General features: G+C 63.1%; 14 protein-coding genes. 1 reads left to right on the top strand and 13 read right to left on the bottom strand.

What is annotated here, in order from left to right:
• Window positions 1-47 precede the first annotated feature (47 nt).
• From ACN6KF_RS33345 to ACN6KF_RS33320, 6 genes are read right to left on the bottom strand one after another with little or no spacing between them, the layout of a single operon-like run.
• A complete protein-coding gene (locus ACN6KF_RS33345; protein WP_434961167.1) occupies window positions 48-1,283 on the bottom strand; it encodes an ABC transporter substrate-binding protein in 1,236 nt (411 codons plus the stop codon).
• 35 nt (window positions 1,284-1,318) lie between these two features.
• Complete coding sequence (locus ACN6KF_RS33340) at window positions 1,319-2,080, bottom strand: SDR family NAD(P)-dependent oxidoreductase (RefSeq protein ID WP_434961166.1); 762 nt, start codon at window positions 2,078-2,080, stop codon at window positions 1,319-1,321.
• Window positions 2,081-2,105: 25 nt separating this feature from the next.
• A complete protein-coding gene (locus ACN6KF_RS33335) occupies window positions 2,106-2,849 on the bottom strand; it encodes an SDR family NAD(P)-dependent oxidoreductase (protein WP_434961165.1) in 744 nt (247 codons plus the stop codon).
• Window positions 2,846-3,691 carry an ABC transporter permease gene (locus ACN6KF_RS33330; protein ID WP_434961164.1) on the bottom strand — a complete coding sequence of 282 codons (846 nt, stop codon included), beginning with the start codon at window positions 3,689-3,691 and terminating at the stop codon, window positions 2,846-2,848. The genes ACN6KF_RS33335 and ACN6KF_RS33330 overlap by 4 nt, the downstream gene beginning before the upstream one ends.
• 3 nt (window positions 3,692-3,694) lie before the next feature.
• On the bottom strand, window positions 3,695-4,594 hold the full coding sequence (locus tag ACN6KF_RS33325; RefSeq protein WP_434961163.1) for an ABC transporter permease: 900 nt from the start codon (window positions 4,592-4,594) through the stop codon (window positions 3,695-3,697).
• Window positions 4,595-4,645: 51 nt separating this feature from the next.
• Window positions 4,646-5,722 (bottom strand): ABC transporter ATP-binding protein, encoded by a 1,077-nt coding sequence (locus ACN6KF_RS33320; protein WP_434961162.1) that lies wholly within the window; start codon window positions 5,720-5,722, stop codon window positions 4,646-4,648.
• Between the two features lie 609 nt (window positions 5,723-6,331).
• Here ACN6KF_RS33320 and ACN6KF_RS33315 point away from each other — a divergent pair.
• On the top strand, window positions 6,332-7,342 hold the full coding sequence (locus tag ACN6KF_RS33315) for a GntR family transcriptional regulator (protein ID WP_434961161.1): 1,011 nt from the start codon (window positions 6,332-6,334) through the stop codon (window positions 7,340-7,342).
• 401 nt (window positions 7,343-7,743) lie between these two features.
• Here ACN6KF_RS33315 and ACN6KF_RS33310 read toward each other — a convergent pair whose 3' ends face one another.
• From ACN6KF_RS33310 to ACN6KF_RS33280, 7 genes are all read right to left on the bottom strand, one after another.
• Window positions 7,744-9,408 carry a glycerol-3-phosphate dehydrogenase/oxidase gene (locus ACN6KF_RS33310; protein ID WP_434961160.1) on the bottom strand — a complete coding sequence of 555 codons (1,665 nt, stop codon included), beginning with the start codon at window positions 9,406-9,408 and terminating at the stop codon, window positions 7,744-7,746.
• 123 nt (window positions 9,409-9,531) lie between these two features.
• Entirely contained in the window at window positions 9,532-11,055 is a 1,524-nt protein-coding gene (locus tag ACN6KF_RS33305; RefSeq protein ID WP_434961159.1) for an FGGY-family carbohydrate kinase, read from the bottom strand.
• Between the two features lie 72 nt (window positions 11,056-11,127).
• On the bottom strand, window positions 11,128-11,994 hold the full coding sequence (locus ACN6KF_RS33300) for a DeoR/GlpR family DNA-binding transcription regulator (protein ID WP_434961158.1): 867 nt from the start codon (window positions 11,992-11,994) through the stop codon (window positions 11,128-11,130).
• A gap of 142 nt (window positions 11,995-12,136) precedes the next feature.
• Complete coding sequence (locus ACN6KF_RS33295; protein ID WP_434961157.1) at window positions 12,137-13,084, bottom strand: D-ribose ABC transporter substrate-binding protein; 948 nt, start codon at window positions 13,082-13,084, stop codon at window positions 12,137-12,139.
• 107 nt (window positions 13,085-13,191) lie between these two features.
• A complete protein-coding gene (locus tag ACN6KF_RS33290; protein WP_434961156.1) occupies window positions 13,192-14,235 on the bottom strand; it encodes an ABC transporter permease in 1,044 nt (347 codons plus the stop codon).
• A gap of 15 nt (window positions 14,236-14,250) precedes the next feature.
• Window positions 14,251-15,795 (bottom strand): sugar ABC transporter ATP-binding protein, encoded by a 1,545-nt coding sequence (locus tag ACN6KF_RS33285; protein ID WP_434961155.1) that lies wholly within the window; start codon window positions 15,793-15,795, stop codon window positions 14,251-14,253.
• On the bottom strand, window positions 15,792-16,448 hold the full coding sequence (locus ACN6KF_RS33280; protein ID WP_434961154.1) for a DUF2291 family protein: 657 nt from the start codon (window positions 16,446-16,448) through the stop codon (window positions 15,792-15,794). The genes ACN6KF_RS33285 and ACN6KF_RS33280 overlap by 4 nt, the downstream gene beginning before the upstream one ends.
• Window positions 16,449-17,041 lie beyond the last annotated feature (593 nt).

Below are 17,041 nucleotides of genomic sequence, written 5' to 3'. Positions count from 1 at the left end.
TGGCAGGGGAGGCGGGCGGAAAGGCGCGCTTTCCGCCCGGATCGTGATCAGGCGTTCAGGAACTCGTCCCATTTCTGAATGAGATGGTCATAGGCATCCGGCCATTGGTGCCAATAGGCGACGTTGGCGGCCCGTTCTGCCAGGCTGCCGCCGTCGCGCAGGTCACCTTCCTTGATGCCGCGCTCGGCTGCGCCGACCCAGGGCTTGCCTTCGTACCAGAAGGCGTATTTTTCCGGTGCCATCTCGCTCTTGATGTTGGTCGTCGGCGAGTAATAGCCCTGTTCGGAAACGGTGATGCCGGGCTTTCCCGAAAGCCAGTAATCGGCATAGGCGGCAACGGCTTCCTTGTTGGTGGAACCGGCGATGAGCGAGGGGCCGATCGCCCAGGCGCGATAGCCTTCCTTCGGGCGGGCATATTTGCAGGCCTTGCCCTGGGCCTTGACCGCCATCACGGCCGGCTGCCAGGCGTCGCACACCACCATCTCGCCGGAAGCGAGGAGATTGACGAGCTCGCCGAAATCACCCCAGAGCGCACGGAACTGCCCATCCTTCTTCTTCGAAACCAGGAATTTCGCAGCCTCGTCGATCTCGGCTTCCGAGGGATTGCCGGGGTTCTTGACGGCCGACAGGCCCAGCGAGTTCATGGCCATCACGGCCTGCCCGAAGGCGATCAGGGGGTCGGTGTTGAGGCCGGACTTGCCCTTCCATTTGGGATCGAAGATCGCCGCCCAGGTGTTGGCCTCCTCATCCGACAGCACGTCCGGATTATAGCCGATGGAGTCGTAATTATAGACGGCCGGCACCATCCAGAGCTGGCTATGGGCATCGTCCTGCCAGATCTGGCCGGTGATCTGGGCCTTGGGATCCCACTTGTCGCTCGGCTTGGTGAAAGTATCGCGGATATTGGCCCAGTTCTTCAGCGACGAGGCGGCGATCGGCGCGACATTGTTGGTCATCACCACCGATGGCAGGCGTTCGGCGATCACTTCCCAGCAATCATAGTCCTTCGAACCCGACAGGATCTTGGTCTGGGCATCGGGGAAGGTCGCGGCCGTGCCCGAGGTCGTGCCCACGCCGGAGGCGGCCTTGAACTCGGCCAGGATGCGTTCCTGCACCGTCACGGACAGGCCGATCGTGCGCAGGCTCTCGCTCGCCAGGCCAGTACCTTGCGCCCAGGCGGCCCGGGAGGAGAGGAACGGCGTGCCGCCGCCCAGTGCCAGGGCCATCATTCCCGCGGATCGCTTCAACAAAGAGCGGCGCGTCATCTCGCTTCGGTCAGACATCGTTCCTTCTCCGGTTCTGGTTATTTGCTTTTGTTTCAGTAGCGACCCACCAGCAGGCCGCCATCGACCACCAGCGTCTGGCCCGTGAGGTAGCGAGCGCTGGAAGAGGCTAGGAAAACGATCACGTCGGCGATCTCTTCGGGCTCGCCGATGCGGCCCATGGGAATGAAGGCGCCGGCGGTCTCCGCGCCCTCGGGACCGAGGGAATGCTCCTTGGAGAGGAGCTGGGCGGTGCGGATGTACCCGGGTGCCACGCCATTGACCCGCACTCCGTCGCGGGCGACCTCGACGGCGAGGCCCCGCACCAGGCCGACGACACCGGCCTTGGCCGAGGAGTAATGCACATGCTCGTCCCAGCCATAGGCGACGCCCATGATCGAGGAGAGCGCGACGATGGCGCCGGATCTGTGGGCGCGCATGCCGGGCAGCGCTGCCCGCGCCACGCGGAAGATGCCCTTGAGGTCGATATCGAAGGTCAGGTCCCATTTGTCGTCATCGAGCCTGGCGAGCGGCACGCGGTGGGCGATACCGGCATTGGCGACGACGACATCGATGCCGCCGTGACGAGCCTCCACATCGGCGACGAGGGCGTCGGCCTTGTCGGTGGAACGAACGTCGAGCGGCGCGAATTCGGCCGAGCCGCCGGCGGCCTTGATCTCCTCGACGACAGCCTTGCCTTCCGCTTCCAGAATGTCGGTGACCACCACATGGTCGCCGAGCGCGGCGAAGGCCTTTGCGCTGGCGCAGCCGATGCCGATGCCTCCGCCGGTGATCAGGACGATGCGTGCCTTCGTCATGGTGCTGTCTTCTCCCTCTGCTCGTTCACAACATCACGTCGCCGGAATTGGGCCCGAGCGTCTGGCCGACGAAGAGGCTGGCGGCCGGGGAGGCGAGGAAGGCGACGGTGGCTGCCACCTCTTCCGGTTCGCCGAAGCGGCCGAGCGGCAACTCCCTGGCCTTGCGCTCCTTCCAGTCATCCGAGAGCGCTCTCACCAGCGGCGTGTTGATCGGCCCCGGTGCGACGGCATTGACCCGCACGCCGCGGCTCGACACTTCGCGGGCAAGCGATTTGGTCATGCCGATCACGGCGGCCTTGGCACCGGAATAGTGGGCGAGTTCGATCCCGCCGATCTGGCCGAGCTGGGATGCGACATTGATGATGATGCCCGATCCCGTCTCCAGCATCGCCGGCAACACGGCCCGTATCATCAGGAAGGTGCCGCGCACATGCACGGCAAACATGCGATCGAAATCACCGGGTTCGAGCTGTTCGAACAGGCATTGATGGACGTGGCCGGCATTGTTGACGAGCAGGTCCACCGGGCCGAGATGCGTTTTGGCCGCCGTGGCGATGGTCGCGACATCAGCCTCGCTGGAAACATCGCCGGCTGCGGCGACCGCCCTCCCGCCAACCGCCTGGATGGCCTCGGCGATGGCCTGCGCGCGATCCAGCGCCAGATCGTTGACGAGCACGCCATAGCCGTCCGCCGCGAGACGTTCGGCGATGGCCCTGCCGATGCCCGAGCCCGCACCCGTGACGATGGCGGTTTTCTGGCTGGGCATCATGCGTCCTCCTGGATGGCGATGCGCCGGCCGCGCCGGACGGACAGGCCCATCAGGATCGCGTAGACCGCGAGCAGGGCGAACGAGAACAGGGTGGTCAGCACGCCGAAGGCGAAGACATTGGGATGGATCTCGACCGAGAACGTGCCGTAGATCGCCAGCGGCAAAGTGAGGTCGCGCCCCGACGCGAAGAGCGTGCGTGAGAACTCGTCATAGGAAAGGGTGAAGGCGAACAGCATCGCCGACAGGACGCCTGGGAAGATCAACGGGAACGTCACCTTCCGGAATGTGCGGATCGGCGAGACGCCAAGGGACCAGGAGGCTTCCTCGACGCTCTGGTCGAAGCGGTTGAAGATCGCCAGCATGACGAGGAAGGCGAACGGATAGGTGTAGACGACGTGGAGGACGAAGGCCGTGCCCCACCAGTGCCGGTCGATGCCGAGGACGTTCGCCACCAGCGCCATACCGAGGCCGACCAGCACGCCGGGCACCATCATGCCAAGGACGATCAGATAGAAGGCGATGCCCGAGCCCCGGAATTTTTTGCGGAAGGCCTGTGCGGATGTCACGCCCAGGACGGTCGAGACCACCATCGTCATGATGGCAAGGACGACCGAACGTCCCAGGCTCTCTTCGATCGGCAGCGGGGCGATGCGGGAGGGCGGTGTCAGGCCGAAGAGATGCTGGTACCAGTAGGTCGACCATTCGATGATCGGGAATTGCGGCCCGCCTTCCGGTCCGGTCTGGAAGGACAGGATCGCCAGCACGACGAAGGGGCCATAGAGAAACAAGAGGAACAGGGCCGTATAGATGGCCAGGACCGGTTTGACGCCGCGTGCCTGCATGGCTCAGAGCTCCTTCCTGAGATCGACGACGCGCAGCAGGGCGGCGACCACGGCTCCCATGACGATTGTCAGGATCACGCCGACCACTGCGGCAAAGGCCCATTTGAGTGAACCGACCTGGGTGACGATGATGTTGCCGAGGAGGTTGACCTTGCGTCCCGACAGGGCCGCGGAGGTGGCGAATTCGCCCAGCACCATCACCGAGACGAAGATCGAGCCGACGACCACGCCGGGCATGGACAGAGGCAGGATGATGGTGCGGAAGATGCGCCAGAAGCCGGCGCCGAGATCGCGCGCCGCCTCGATCACATTCGGGTCGATCCGGCCGAGCATGAAGGCGATCGGGCCGACCATGAAGACGCAGTAGATCTGCGTCGTGCCGATCACCACCGACAGGTCGGAGAAGAGCAGGGCCTCGATCGGCTGTGTGATGATGCCGGCCTTGAGCAGGATCAGGTTGATGGCGCCCTCCTTGCCCAGCATCGGGCGCCAGGCAAGGACGCGGATCAGGAACGAAGTCCAGAACGGGATGACACACAGCACCAGGAGCGCCGTCTGCAGCGCCTTGTTGCGCACGAACAGGCCCACGAACAGGGCCGTGGGGTAGCCGACCACCAGGGTCGCGACCAGTACCGTCAGCCAGATGCGGATCGTGGTCCAGAGGGCCTGGAGATAGGTGTCGCTCGTGAAGAAGGTGGCCCAGCTCTTGGTAGTGAGGATGGGCTCGATCTTGAAGGTGGTCTGCGTCCAGAACGAGACATAAACCATCATCAGGATGGGGACGAGCAGGAAGAGCACCATCCACACGACGCCTGGAGCCAGCAGCCACATTGTCTTGTTGCGGGACCTGCGCGGCGATGCAGCCTGCGGCGCCGCCGCTTCGCTGCCGGGAGGCGTCGTCATCCAGTCGATCTCCGTTCCGGGTCGAGGGTCAGCAAGGGACATGGGCGTTGCTCACGCAAAGAGGAGCGCAAGGTCGCGCTTCCAGACGAGGCCGTAGCGTTCCTGCGGCGCGTAGTCGGCGGGGGGGCGATGGCTGAGATGGGTCTCCACCTCCACCACCTGGCCGCTGTCGAGTGCAAAGAAGGAGTTCACGGCCGCGCCGCTATATTCGCTGGCGATGAAGGCAGCCTCGAAGCCCACTTCGTCGCTCGCCAGGGCCGACGATGTCGGGCGCACCTGAATGCGGTCATAGCGGACGGCATAGGCGGTTTTCCCGCCTGCGAGGCGCGTGCTTCCCTCAATCGGGAAGCTGCCCGCCGGCCCGACAAAGTCCTCGCCCGAGATCGCCCCTTCGAATAGATTGTAGCAATTGAGGAAACGCGCGACCGAAGGCGCGGCCGGGCGGTTATAGATCGTGTCGGCATCCGCCGACTGGGCGATACGGCCGCGGTCGAGCACCAATACGATGTCGCCCATCGCCAGCGCTTCGGATTCACTGCCGGTGACATGCAGGAAGGTGACGCCGAGGCGCTCGCGGATGCTCCTGAGCTCCGCCCGCATCCGGGCCCGCAGATTGGCATCGAGGGCGCCCAGCGGCTCGTCGAGCAGCACCAGGCGCGGTTCGGTCACGAGCGTGCGCGCCAATGCCACGCGTTGGCGCTGACCGCCTGAGATTTGGGCAACGCCGCGATCCTCCAGGCCGGCTAGGCCGACCAGTTCGATCATCTCCCCGACCTTGCGGCGAATGGCGGCGCGATCGGTCAGTACGGCGACTTCGCGGTTTTCAAGGCCGTAGGCGATGTTCCCGGCAACGGAAAGATGAGGGAACAGGGCGAAGTTCTGGAAGACGAAGCCGATGCCGCGCCGATGGGCCTGGATATTGTCGACGGAAAGGCCACCGAGGGCAACGCTGCCCTGGTCAGGGTCTTCGAAACCCGCGATCACGCGCAGGAGTGTCGTCTTGCCCGAACCGCTAGGCCCCAGAAGCGATACATAGGTATTGTCGGGGATGGCGAGGTCGATACCGTCCAGCGCTTGCAGGTCGCCATACGACTTCCTGACGCCGGAGAGACGAAGTACATCTGCCAAACGAGCCTCCCAGGACATATTAGGCCACACCAATACCTTGCCATTCCTGAGAACAGCATGAATCATCAGCAGCATAATTTAAGGTGATAAATATTAATTGGTCGCAATACGTCTGCGCCCAACATAATATCAATCAGATTTCTTAATTCAGTTCGCCTCTGCATTGCTTCTTTGGCAATGAGTGCTTGGATCTTAGTGCAATCGATTTTTGTATGCAACAATCTTTTTTGTGCATCGGGTGCTTAAAATACGAGCGGATCCGGAATTTGGATCCTTGACGAGAGGTGGCCGAAGTTTGCGTAATTCTTGTAGGAAATTGGCTATTTAAGCGAGATTTTTTGGGTCTTTCGACAGCGCATGTTTCGTTTGGCAAAGATGGTGGATGGCAAGGGCGGCGCGGAAGCTGGAGGAGGGTGGAAGTGCCAGGGGGTGGAATTTGCAATAAATTTCGCGGGAAATCGATGAAAATGGACTCTCCCTAAGAAAAATTGAACTATGGTATTCAAAGATCATTTATCCGAATATAGGACAGGTTGTGTCAAACGCGTTAGACACGGGCAGTTCGAGCGGCGGTCTGCGATGACGCCCGCAAGGAGGTCCGTTTACGGCATGCCATTGTCCAAGCCTCGCCAGACCGCCCAGCGGCGCTACGAAATTGTCGAAGACGTCTTGCGTACCAATATCGCCGACGGGCTGCTGCCACGGGGGCTGGTCCTGCTCGAGGGGCCGATCGCCGAGATCTTTCAGACGTCGCGTGCCCCGGTTCAGAGGGCGCTGCTGCGCCTGGAGGCGGAGCAGCTCATCCATCGCTTCGATGGGCGCGGCTATCTCGTCGGGGCGCCGGGACGGCGCATCGCGCCGGTGCGCACCGATATCAAGACCCTGGGCCTGGTGGTACCCGAGGCCATCGACGAGGCGTTGCAAAGCCGGTCGACCTGGGAACGCATCTACGATTCCATCGAGGCGGATGTCGCGGCCTGTGTCGTATTCGGGCAATATCGCATCATCGAGATCGAGCTGGCGGATCACTTCCATGTCAGCCGCACCGTGGTGCGCGACGTGCTCGGGCGCCTGCAGGAAAGGGGACTGGTGCATAAGAACCAGAGCTCCCATTGGATCGCCGGCCCACTCACGGCAAAATCGATCAAGGACCGCTTTGCGTTGCGGCGCATCCTCGAACCTCCTGCCCTGGTGTCGGCGGCGCCGCGCATCGATCGTGCGAGATTGACGGCGCTTCTCGACAGTTTGTCCGAGGCCGAAAGAACCGAATCGGATGCCGACCTGGTCGAGTGGGAGGATCTGGAGACGAAGCTGGTCGAGACCTGCGTGATGGCCACCCCGAACGAAAGGCTGCGTGACCTGATACGGGACAATCTGTTGCCGGTCGTGGCCTCGGAGCGCCTGTTGCGCCAATTAGGCCTGCCGCGTGATCGTATCGCCATTGCCGAATATCGCCTGATCGTCGAATTGCTGACGCGCGGCGCCATCGACGCCGCGGCTGCGATGTTCGATGCTCACCTCGAAGAAGCGAAGAACCGCAATATCGCGCAGATGAAGATTGTCGCGGTGATCCCGGCACCGCAGTCGATCGCATCTTATTTGACCAGGATCGCGGAGTAGGCCTGCGGGCGCAGGCGGAGGATCCATGGCGCTAACTTTGCGGCCGGAGGCGCGGGTAGCGTAGAGGGTCGATCTCCACAGCTCCATCAATTGATGGAGCGAGATCGACCACCTTTGTCCTCTAACTCGCTCGACATTTCCAAGATGGTCGATCTCCAGATCGACCCTCCAAATCTGGTGCCACCACCCAAAGTTAGCGCTCATGGGCGGAGGATCTGCCGCTATCTGACGGGTTCTTTCCTGCGAAAGCCTCCTGCAAGTTGTCTCCGTCCTTCGGAGGCGTGAACCACACAGTCATAAACGGGTTGGCCATCCGAGCAGCCGCGGCCCCGAGAACGAGGAAGCGCTCGAACTATGACGATGCGATTGCCACTCTCCCCGGGAGCCGATCGACGCCCTGTTCAAGGATGCGATTTTTCCCATTGGATGCGATGGCGCGCTGCAAGAAGATCTCGCGTTTTGGCGAATTGTACATTCCGTCGCTCTGCGCTCCATCCAAGTGCTTCAGCTGCAATGTCCGCAATCGCTGCCAGATCACGTTCGCTCAGACGGCCCGTGATGGCGAGCGTGCTACGCCGCATCACAATGTCCTCGAGTTCAACGACTTTTTCGTAGCGCGCAATCCAGTCGATTTCGCTTAGAGAATAGCTGTTGGTGTCCGTCAAGCGCTGTGCCTGCGGGCCCTCATGGGCGAGGATTGCTCGTGCCGTCGTGCCATAACGCCCGAGCAACTCGGTGGTGCGCATGGCGGATGCACCCGTCGCCTTTGCTGTGTGCTCGATCCAATTGGCACGTGCGGCTGGTTCCGTCGGATAGTCGCGTCCGCCGCCGATCGGAAGGGCCCGCGTATTCAGGCGGCGATTATGGCCAAGACGCCCCAAGACGAGATCGCAGACCTCTTCGGCAAAGCCGCGAAAGGTCGTCCATTTGCCGCCCACCAACGAGATGACCGGGTAGGGACGATCATCGGCGGGCTCGAGCACGGGAGCCGAATGGTCGCGGCTGATCAGCCCGGCCGCCGTACTGCCCGAGGCGGGCAGGGGTCGGATGCCGGAATAGGCGTAGACGATCTGGTCACGCGAAAAGGCAAGGCCGGGCAACAGATCGCGCAGGCTCTTGAGGAAATAGTCGATCTCTTCGTCGTCGCAGCAAACCGTGTCGGGATCGTCAGCGCGAATGTCGGTCGAGCCGACCAGTGCTCGGCCGAGATAGTCGTAGACCAGGCAGATACGTCCGTCATTGGCCTCGAAATAGATCATCCGTCCCTTGAGCGCCGCGATCAACTCGGGATGGTCGAGCAGGATATGGGAGCCCTTGGTGCCGCCGATCAGCCGGGTGGGTGAACCGAGAGCCTGGTTGACGTGATCGATCCAAGGGCCGGCCGCATTGACGACGATCCGTGGGCGAACGGTTCGCTCCCCGCCATCCGGTGTGCGCAGGCCTATGAGGTCGTTCTCGGCCGAGATCATGTTCGTATAGTTCAGGGCCTCTGAGGCTGGATTGGCTGCCGTGCCATCCTGCAGCAACTCCAGCACCAGCCGCTCCGGGCAGGTGACCTTGGCGTCGTAATAGGTGCCGGCGGCGACGATCTTCGGCGTCATCGGCGCAATTTCGCTCAGCGTACGCCGGCGTGACCACAAGGCATGCCGGGGCATGACGCGGTGGCGGGAGCCATAGAAATCGTAGAGCGCCAGGCCGATCTTGATCAGCACCGCGCCGCGGTTGCGGGGAGCCGTGGTCGAGCCGAACAATGTACGCAGCGCCGCCGGAATACCCTGCAGCCACGAGAAGATCGGGATCACGGTCGGCAGGGGCTCGACCAGATGCGGCGCATTGCGCAGCAGGAGATTGCGTTCCAGAGTCGACTGGGCGACGAGGCGCAATTCCCCGGTCTCCAGATATTTGATGCCGCCATGGATCAGCCGCGACGGGGCGGCGCTGGTGCCCGAGCCGAAATCGGCCCTGTCGGCGATCAGGCAGGTCAGGCCCTGCTCGCAGAGATCGCGAAACAGGCCGGCTCCATTGATACCGGCGCCGAGGATGAGAACGTCAATGTCTTTAGTCATGTCAAATACCGATGGGGCCGCGCCAGAGCATTTTCTAGAAAAGTTGATAGACTTTTCGAGTAAGAAAACGCGTCAAAACAAAGAGTTAGAGCAAAGTGCGTTTCAACGGAATCGCACTTTGCTCTACGCTGCCTGCGAGGCGAGGGCCTCGATGCGCGGCCAGAGAGGTGCAAGCTGCGTGGCGATGTCGCAATGCAGGGCATAACGCTCCTGCAACTGCTGGCTGCGCGTGGGATCTGGCTGGTAATGCCGGGCGAGAGCTGCGAGATCGCGGGGATCGTCCGTCGGCGATGCGTAGAGGCCGGCTCCGGCGCCGGCGCACAAGGCAGCGCCCCAGGCGGCGGCCTCCTCGGTCTCGTTCACGGTGACGGGCAGGCCGAGAGCGTCGGCGAAGATCTGGGCGTAGAGCGGCTTCCTCGATATGCCGCCCGTCAGGCTGATGGTGCCGGGGGAAAAGCCTTCCCGCAGGGCGTCGACATGTACCCGGTGGTTGAAGGCGATGCCTTCGATGACGGCGCGCAGCATGTCACCGCGATCATGCCAGCCACGCAGCCCGAGAAAGCCGGCGCTGGCGGTCGCGCCATGGGGAGAACCGTAGAGATAGGGGTGAAAGAGCACGGTGGAGGGCCGCGCGAGTGCCGCCTCGATTTCGGTGCCGATGGCGGCGTGGATGGAGCCGCCTGTCTCCTCCGCGCTGCGTCGCTCGACGGCGCAGAGCGTATCCAGGAACCAGTCGTAGTTGGCGGCGGATGCCGGCGATATGCTCATATGGTTCCATTCGCCCGGCTTGATGCCGTTGCGGCAGAACCAGCGGGTATCGGTCTTCGGCGTGCTGGCGATCGTCTCGTTGATGGAATAGGTCCCCGCCACGATCGCCACGGTGCCTTCGCGATGGCCTCCAATGCCGAGGGCGGAGGCGACGACGTCATGCACGCCGGCCACCACCGGGGTTCCGGCCGTCAGGCCGGTCGCGGAGGCCGCGGCCTGCGAAACCGTGCCGATGATCTCATCGGGCCGGGTAACGGCGGGAAGGGCACCGGCAAGGCCCTCGAGGCCGAAGATCGGCAGGATGTCAGGTTCATAGACCTGGCTTTCCATCGCCGTGAACGATGTGCTGGCCTCGGTGAGATCCGTGCCAAGCGTTCCGGTCAGGCAAAAGCGCAGCCAGTCCTTGCAGGCCAGGACATGGGCGATCCTGGCAAAGCGCTCGGGTTCGTGGCGCTTGATCCAGGCCAGCAGTGCCGAGGGGGCCGAGGCATGCGCGACCTGGCCGGTGCGGGCGAGGGCGGTGGCGGAGGTGCCATCCCCGTCCCATTCGGCGACGATGGCGGCCGCGCGGCTGTCGAGCGAGAGAATGCCATGGCCGAGCGGACGATGCTCCGCGTCGAGAAGGTAGAGGCCGTCGCCATGGGCGGTCGCGGCAACCGCCGCGACATCGCTGGCAGGACGCCCGGCTTTTTCGAGTGCCTCGGCGATGGCCTCGGCCGTTGCCTGCCACAGGCCCACCATGTCGCGTTCGACATGGTGGGGATGGGGAATGATCTGGGGAATGCGCCGGCGGGCCACGGCGAGCAGCACGCCTTTTTCATCGAAGACGGCCGCCTTGGTCACCGTCAGCCCGTTGTCGATTCCGATGAGGGTGGGCATTGGCAGGCACTCCGTCTCGAAAGGATATTGCAGAAATCGCGATGTCCGACGGAGACGAAACGCCTCGTCGCGTCACGCGGGGTGGGGTGAGCGCTGCTTGATCGGCGCGATCACGATGTTGATGCCGCGCGAGCGCAGCAATTCGACCTGGAGCGGGGCCATGCCGTCGTCGACGATGATGGCATCGAACTCGCTCAGAGTGCCCATGGCGTGCAGGGCGCGACGCTGGAACTTGGTGTGGTCGGCAAGCAGGATCCGCTTGGCCGCACTGTCGAACATAGCTCGCTTGGTCTCGACCATCTCCGCGGATTGGTGGAACACCATGTCATCGGTGATGGCCGACATCGACAGGAAGACGCAGTCGGCGCGCAGCCGGCGGATCTCGGCCGTCGTGGCCGGGCCCATGAAGGCGTTGCACCAATTGTAATAGCGTCCCCCGAGGCCGAGCAACGTCACGTCGCTCATCTCCTTCAACTCGTTCATCAGCGGGATCGAGTTGGTGATCGCCGTCAGCGGCACGCGGGCTGCGATATGGGGGGCCATCTGCAGCACGGTGGTGGAATCGTCGAAGAAGACGGCCTGGCCGGCTTCCAGGAACTGGGCCGCCACCTGGGCGATGGCGCGCTTTTCCACGGCCTCGCGCATGGAACGGTAGACATCGCTCGACTCAACCAAGCTGGTGGGTGTCGCCGAGACGATGCCCCTCGACTTGCGCAGCAGGCCGCGATTGATCAGTTCGTCGAGGTCGCGGTGCACGGTCATCAGGCTGATGGCGAAGCGCTCGGCCAGTTCCTCGATGCGCATGGTGCCCTCAGCCATCACCGCCTGCATGATGAGCTGGCGGCGGGCAAGCTGGCGGGCATGGCGGCTGTCGCTCGGCACCTGATCGGCGATGATCTGTTCCAGCGTGTCTTCCTGCGTGGCTCTCGTCGATGTCATGGCGGTCTGTTTCCGGGTTGAGCGCTGGCAGGATATCCCGAAGTGTTGGAATATGCCTGCCTGCAGCAATCACCGCTGTGGAAGGACGCGCCACCGACCCGTAAGAAAGCCGGGATAGCCAACGGCCATCCCGGCTTCGTCATTATTTGGCGAGCGTAAAGGCCGAAACATACTTGTCGACATTGTCCTTGGTGATCAGGACGCAGTCGAAGAGCTGCTTTTCGGTCGCTGCGCCGGTCTTGCCTGTTTTGATGAAGGTGTCGGCCTGGACCACCGCTTCCTTGGAGAAGACCGCAACCGGCTGCAGCACGGTATATTGCAGCTCGCCGGCCTTGATGGCGGCAACCGCATCGGGCGAGCCGTCGAAGCCGCCGACCTTGACCTTGCTGAGCTTGCCGGCCTCCTTCAGCGCCGCGATGGCGCCGAGCGCCATCTCGTCATTGCCGGAGATCACGCCGGTGATGTCAGGATGGGCTTGCAGCATGGACTGCATCTTCTGGTAGCCCTGGGCGCGATCCCAGTTGGCCACTTCCTTGGCGGCCTTGGTCAGGTCGGGATATTGCGTCAGTACGGTTTCGTAGCCGTTGGAGCGGGTGGCGGCGTTGTTGTCGGCGGGGTTGCCGAACAGCTCGACATATTTGCCCGTCTTGGCGACCGAATTCACCCATTGCTCGGCACCGACGGCGGCGCCCTGCGCGTTATTAGAGACGAGCTGCGCCTTGGCGAGGCCTTCCTTGTTGATCTCGGCATTGACGAGGAACACCGGAATGCCTGCATCGACGGCCTTCTTCACCGCTCCGACCGATCCATCGGCATTGGCCGGGTCGAGGATGATGGCGGCGGATTTGTTGGTGATGGCGGTGTCAACCAGTGTGCTCTCGGTGTTGGTGTCGCCCTTATGGGCGGAAACCGAGGCAGTGTAGCCGAGCTGCTCGGCGGTCTTCTTGGCGACTTCGCCTTCCGTGTACCAATATGGATTGGCCGGATCGGTGACGATGATCGAGATCAGGCCGGCCGCCGAGGCCGAGCCGATCAGCAATGGGGTCACGGCGGCGGCCGCGACCAGCAAACGCATGCCTTTTTTGAACATGGGGCATCTCCCTTGATTGGTGAAGTTGTCTGCCGTCGCAAGACGGCAACGATCCCACTGCAGATCTGTTATTTGTTGCCGAAATGGGAAGGTTTCTGTGCGGGCCCTCAGCCTTGCCGGCCGCGGGCCTTGTACTGGATCGAGTTGAGCAGGACGGCGAGCACGATCACCGTGCCGGTGAAGACGGTCTGCCAGTAGGAGGACACGCCGATGATCACCAGGCCGTCCGACAGGAAGCCAATGACGAAGGCGCCGAGCATCGTGCCCTGCACCGTGCCGCGGCCGCCGGTGAGCGCCGCGCCGCCGATCACCACGGCCGCGATGGCCGTCAGTTCATAGGTGGTGCCCGCCGTCGGGCCGGCCGAGGTCAGCTGCGAGGACAGAACGAGCCCTGCGATCGCCGACAGGATGCCGGAGACGGTATAGACGGTGATCTGCACGCGCTTGACCGGCACGCCCGACAATTCGGCGGCGCGGGCATTGCCGCCCGAGGCATAGAGCCAGCGGCCGAAGGCGGAACGACCGAGCACCAGAGCCGTGACGATGGCGAGCGCCGCCAGGATCAGCACCGAGATCGGCACGCCGAACAGGCGATTGAAGCCCAGCCACTCGAAGCCGGTGTTGCCGAGATCGGCATGGCCGGAGAGATTGTTGTAGGTGAGGCCGTTGGTCATCAGCAGCGCCACGCCGCGGGCGACATACATCACGCCCAGCGTCGCCACGAAGGCAGGCACGCGGAACCAGGCGATGAGCACGCCGTTCAAGGCTCCGACCAGCCCGCCGGCCACCAGGGTCAGGATCACGATGGCCCAGACCGGCGGGTAGAGGATGACGCCGGCCACCTGCAGGGTCACGCCTCCCATCAGGAAGCCGGCGACGCAGCCGGACAGGGCCAGTACCGAGCCCACCGAAAGATCGATGCCGCCGTTGAGGATCACCAGGAGCATGCCGAGCGCCAGGATGCCGTAGATGGCGACATGAGAAGCCATCGTCAGGAAATTGCCGAGCGTGAAATAATTCGGCGACAAGAACGAAAAGACTGCGACGATGAGGATCAGCGCGAAGAAGGCGCGTCCTTCGAGGAGCAGCCGGCCGAGGCCGGGGCCCGATCTCTGCCCCTTGGCGCTCGTACTTGCAGCGGTGTGCGACATGGGCAGGCCTCCAGCCTAATGGACCACGGCTTCGCCCGAGGCGGCCATGATCTCGTCCTTGCTTGCGGTTGCGCCGAATTCGGCGACGATGCGGCCCTTGCGCATGACGATGATGCGATGCGCGACGGAGAGGCATTCGCCGACTTCGGACGTGGAGTAGACGACGGCGAGGCCCCGGCGTGCGCCCTCGGCCAGCAACCGGAACACTTCGGCCTTGGCGCCGATGTCGATGCCGCGGCTCGGCTCGTCGAGCAGGATCACCTTGGGGTTGGTGGCCAGCATCTTGCCGATCACCACCTTCTGCTGGTTGCCGCCGGACAGGGAGCCGATGGGCGCTCCGCCTCCGGCCGTCTTGACCGTGACCTTGCGGATGGTGTCTTCGATCAGCTGCTGCTCGATCTTCAGAGAAGTGAACAAGCCGCGCGTGAAGTCGGCGATCGACGCCAGGGACAGGTTCTGGCCCACGCTCATGGTCTGCACCAGGCCATCGCGCTGCCGGTCCTCGGGAACCAGGGCCAGGCCGGCCTTGATGCGCCGGGCGATGGTCAGGCCCGAGACCTCGTCATCCTCCAGCAGGATCTGGCCTGATGAGGCTTTGAGGCGTCCGGCCAGAGTCTCCAGCAATTCGGTCCTGCCGGCGCCCATCAGGCCGTAGATGCAGACGATCTCGCCGGCCTTGACGTCCAGCGACAGCTTGTCGACCACGTTGTAGCCGCCACCCGCGGGATCCGGCACCGTGAGGTCGCGCACCGAAAGCGCGGTGGCGCCGAAGGCGTAGCCCCCCGGCGGCGAGCCGAGATCATAGTTCTCGCCCACCATGTTGCGGACGATCCATTTGAGGTCGATCTCGGCGCGCGGGGCGTAGGCCGTCATGGTGCCGTCGCGCAGGACGACGGCGTGATTGGTGATTTCGAGCGCCTCTTCGAGATGGTGGGAGATGTAGACGATCGAGACGCCCCGGCTGGTGAGATCGCCGATGACCTTGAACAGCACTGCCACTTCCGTCGCCGACAGGGCCGAGGTCGGCTCGTCCATGATCAGGATGCGGCTGCGAACCGAGAGGGCGCGCGCGATCTCGACGATCTGCTGCTGCCCGAGCCGCAATTCGCCGACCGGGGTGAGGGGATCGATGTCTTCTTCGAGCTCGGCCATCAAGGCGCGCGTCTCTGCTTCCTCCCGAGCGAAGTCGACGCCGGTGAGGCCCATGATCTCGCGTCCCATGAAGATGTTGTCGCGTACCGACAAATTGGGCGCGAGGGAGAGCTCCTGGTGGATGATCGAGATGCCCTGGTCGCGGGCGTCCGATGCCGAGGAGAACACCACGGGCCGGCCGTCGAGGAGGATCTCGCCCGATGTCGGCGTCACGATGCCCGACAGGATTTTCATCAGGGTCGATTTGCCGGCGCCGTTCTCGCCGAACAGGGTTGTGACCTGGCCGCGATGAATGTCGAAGTTCACGCCTTTCAGGGCATGGACATTGCCGTAGGACTTGGCCACGTGGCGCGCGGCCAGCACGACCCCGGGCATCTGAGCGCCGGAAGGAGAGGGCTCGCCGCTCATTTCACCGTCACCGCCACGGGCGTGATCAGCCAGTTTTCCGGGTTCACCAGCCGGAAGGCACCAACGATCTCCAGGGTCTTGCCGGTGAGATTGGCGGTGTCGATGCCGGTGAGTACCTGCTTCTTCATCTCGCGATTGATGGCCGAACCGGCGTTCTGATACTCGATCTGGTTCTTGAACTGGCCGAAAGCGATGTCGCCAGGCGCATCGCGAAGATCGGTACCGTTGATGGCGGGGCCGGTCTGCACGCGCACCCCGATGGATGCCGGCAGTCCGTCCACCGTGAGCTTATAGATGCCCGCCTTCTGCTCGCCGGCGATGCCGGTGAGGCGGATGGGAATGATCGAGCCGGTGGAGGCTGCCGTGCCATATTTCGTGGCGGCCGCCGCCTTGTCGGCCAGGACCTCCGGCGCGAGGGTCTTGGCCTCGACGGCGCGCTGCTCGATGGCCGCCTTGATCTGCGGAAAATGCTCGATGCCATAGCTGTCGGGCGAAAAGGCCGCCTGGCGCACATCGTCCTTGGAGCCGATCTGCACGATCCGGGTATCGAACGCGATTCCTGCAATGACGAGAAGAGCAAGCGCCGGCACCACCAGCCGGACACGCCCGCCGGCGCCCGACGCCCTCACGGATGCACCATGACTATTGCTCATGACCGGGCCCCACATTCTTGCGGTGTTCGACCAGCGCGGCGTGAGGGAATGTCTGGCCGAGGCTCGCCCCGGCTTGCGCCGCAAACGCTGGCCCGGTGCGCGGAATGCGCAGCATGGCTCCTCCCATTCTGCCGCTGATGCGGCCCGCTCTCACGGGCCGGACGGCTCTCTCGCTGATCATTGAGATATGTTATATCTGTGTTTCATAAAACGTCAACAGAGTTATATTCTTGACTCGTTGATTTGGCAGAAAAGTTTTCCGAGAAGGATATTATCCCGCGGCAATCTCTCCGGCGAAGCAGGGTGGCCTGCGGGGCGTTGGCGTGGCCCGCTGCTGCATTTTTCATAGAGTAAGTCGTTATGCTCAAAAGAGCAGGGTATGACAATTTATATATATAAATCAATTATATAACTAAGAATTGGCGATTGAAAAACGAAAGAGATGACGGTTTTTCAGTGCATTCCAAGCGGAGGCGTCGGTAGGCGCCCGAGGCTTTTGCGATGGGCCTTCTCTTTCCGGTTATGGGTTCGGTTATCTGAAATAATATGCTATGTTGGCAATAAATTACGTGACGTATGATATCTTTGTGATA

It is taken from the genome of Labrys methylaminiphilus subsp. lupini (genome assembly GCF_051161885.1).
In the GTDB taxonomy this organism is placed as follows: Bacteria; Pseudomonadota; Alphaproteobacteria; order Rhizobiales; family Labraceae; genus Labrys.
The sequence above is the reverse complement of the archived record's forward strand: the minus strand, read 5'-3'. Positions and strand labels throughout refer to the sequence as shown.

Coding starts and splice junctions, on each gene's coding strand:
- ACN6KF_RS33325 (WP_434961163.1), bottom strand. CDS start 4,594: ATGACGACGCCTCCCGGCAGCGAAGCGGCGGCGCCGCAGGCTGCATCG.
- ACN6KF_RS33340 (WP_434961166.1), bottom strand. CDS start 2,080: ATGACGAAGGCACGCATCGTCCTGATCACCGGCGGAGGCATCGGCATC.
- ACN6KF_RS33345 (WP_434961167.1), bottom strand. CDS start 1,283: ATGTCTGACCGAAGCGAGATGACGCGCCGCTCTTTGTTGAAGCGATCC.
- ACN6KF_RS33290 (WP_434961156.1), bottom strand. CDS start 14,235: ATGTCGCACACCGCTGCAAGTACGAGCGCCAAGGGGCAGAGATCGGGC.
- ACN6KF_RS33285 (WP_434961155.1), bottom strand. CDS start 15,795: ATGAGCGGCGAGCCCTCTCCTTCCGGCGCTCAGATGCCCGGGGTCGTG.
- ACN6KF_RS33305 (WP_434961159.1), bottom strand. CDS start 11,055: ATGCCCACCCTCATCGGAATCGACAACGGGCTGACGGTGACCAAGGCG.
- ACN6KF_RS33310 (WP_434961160.1), bottom strand. CDS start 9,408: ATGACTAAAGACATTGACGTTCTCATCCTCGGCGCCGGTATCAATGGA.
- ACN6KF_RS33300 (WP_434961158.1), bottom strand. CDS start 11,994: ATGACATCGACGAGAGCCACGCAGGAAGACACGCTGGAACAGATCATC.
- ACN6KF_RS33315 (WP_434961161.1), top strand. CDS start 6,332: ATGCCATTGTCCAAGCCTCGCCAGACCGCCCAGCGGCGCTACGAAATT.
- ACN6KF_RS33295 (WP_434961157.1), bottom strand. CDS start 13,084: ATGTTCAAAAAAGGCATGCGTTTGCTGGTCGCGGCCGCCGCCGTGACC.
- ACN6KF_RS33335 (WP_434961165.1), bottom strand. CDS start 2,849: ATGATGCCCAGCCAGAAAACCGCCATCGTCACGGGTGCGGGCTCGGGC.
- ACN6KF_RS33330 (WP_434961164.1), bottom strand. CDS start 3,691: ATGCAGGCACGCGGCGTCAAACCGGTCCTGGCCATCTATACGGCCCTG.
- ACN6KF_RS33280 (WP_434961154.1), bottom strand. CDS start 16,448: ATGAGCAATAGTCATGGTGCATCCGTGAGGGCGTCGGGCGCCGGCGGG.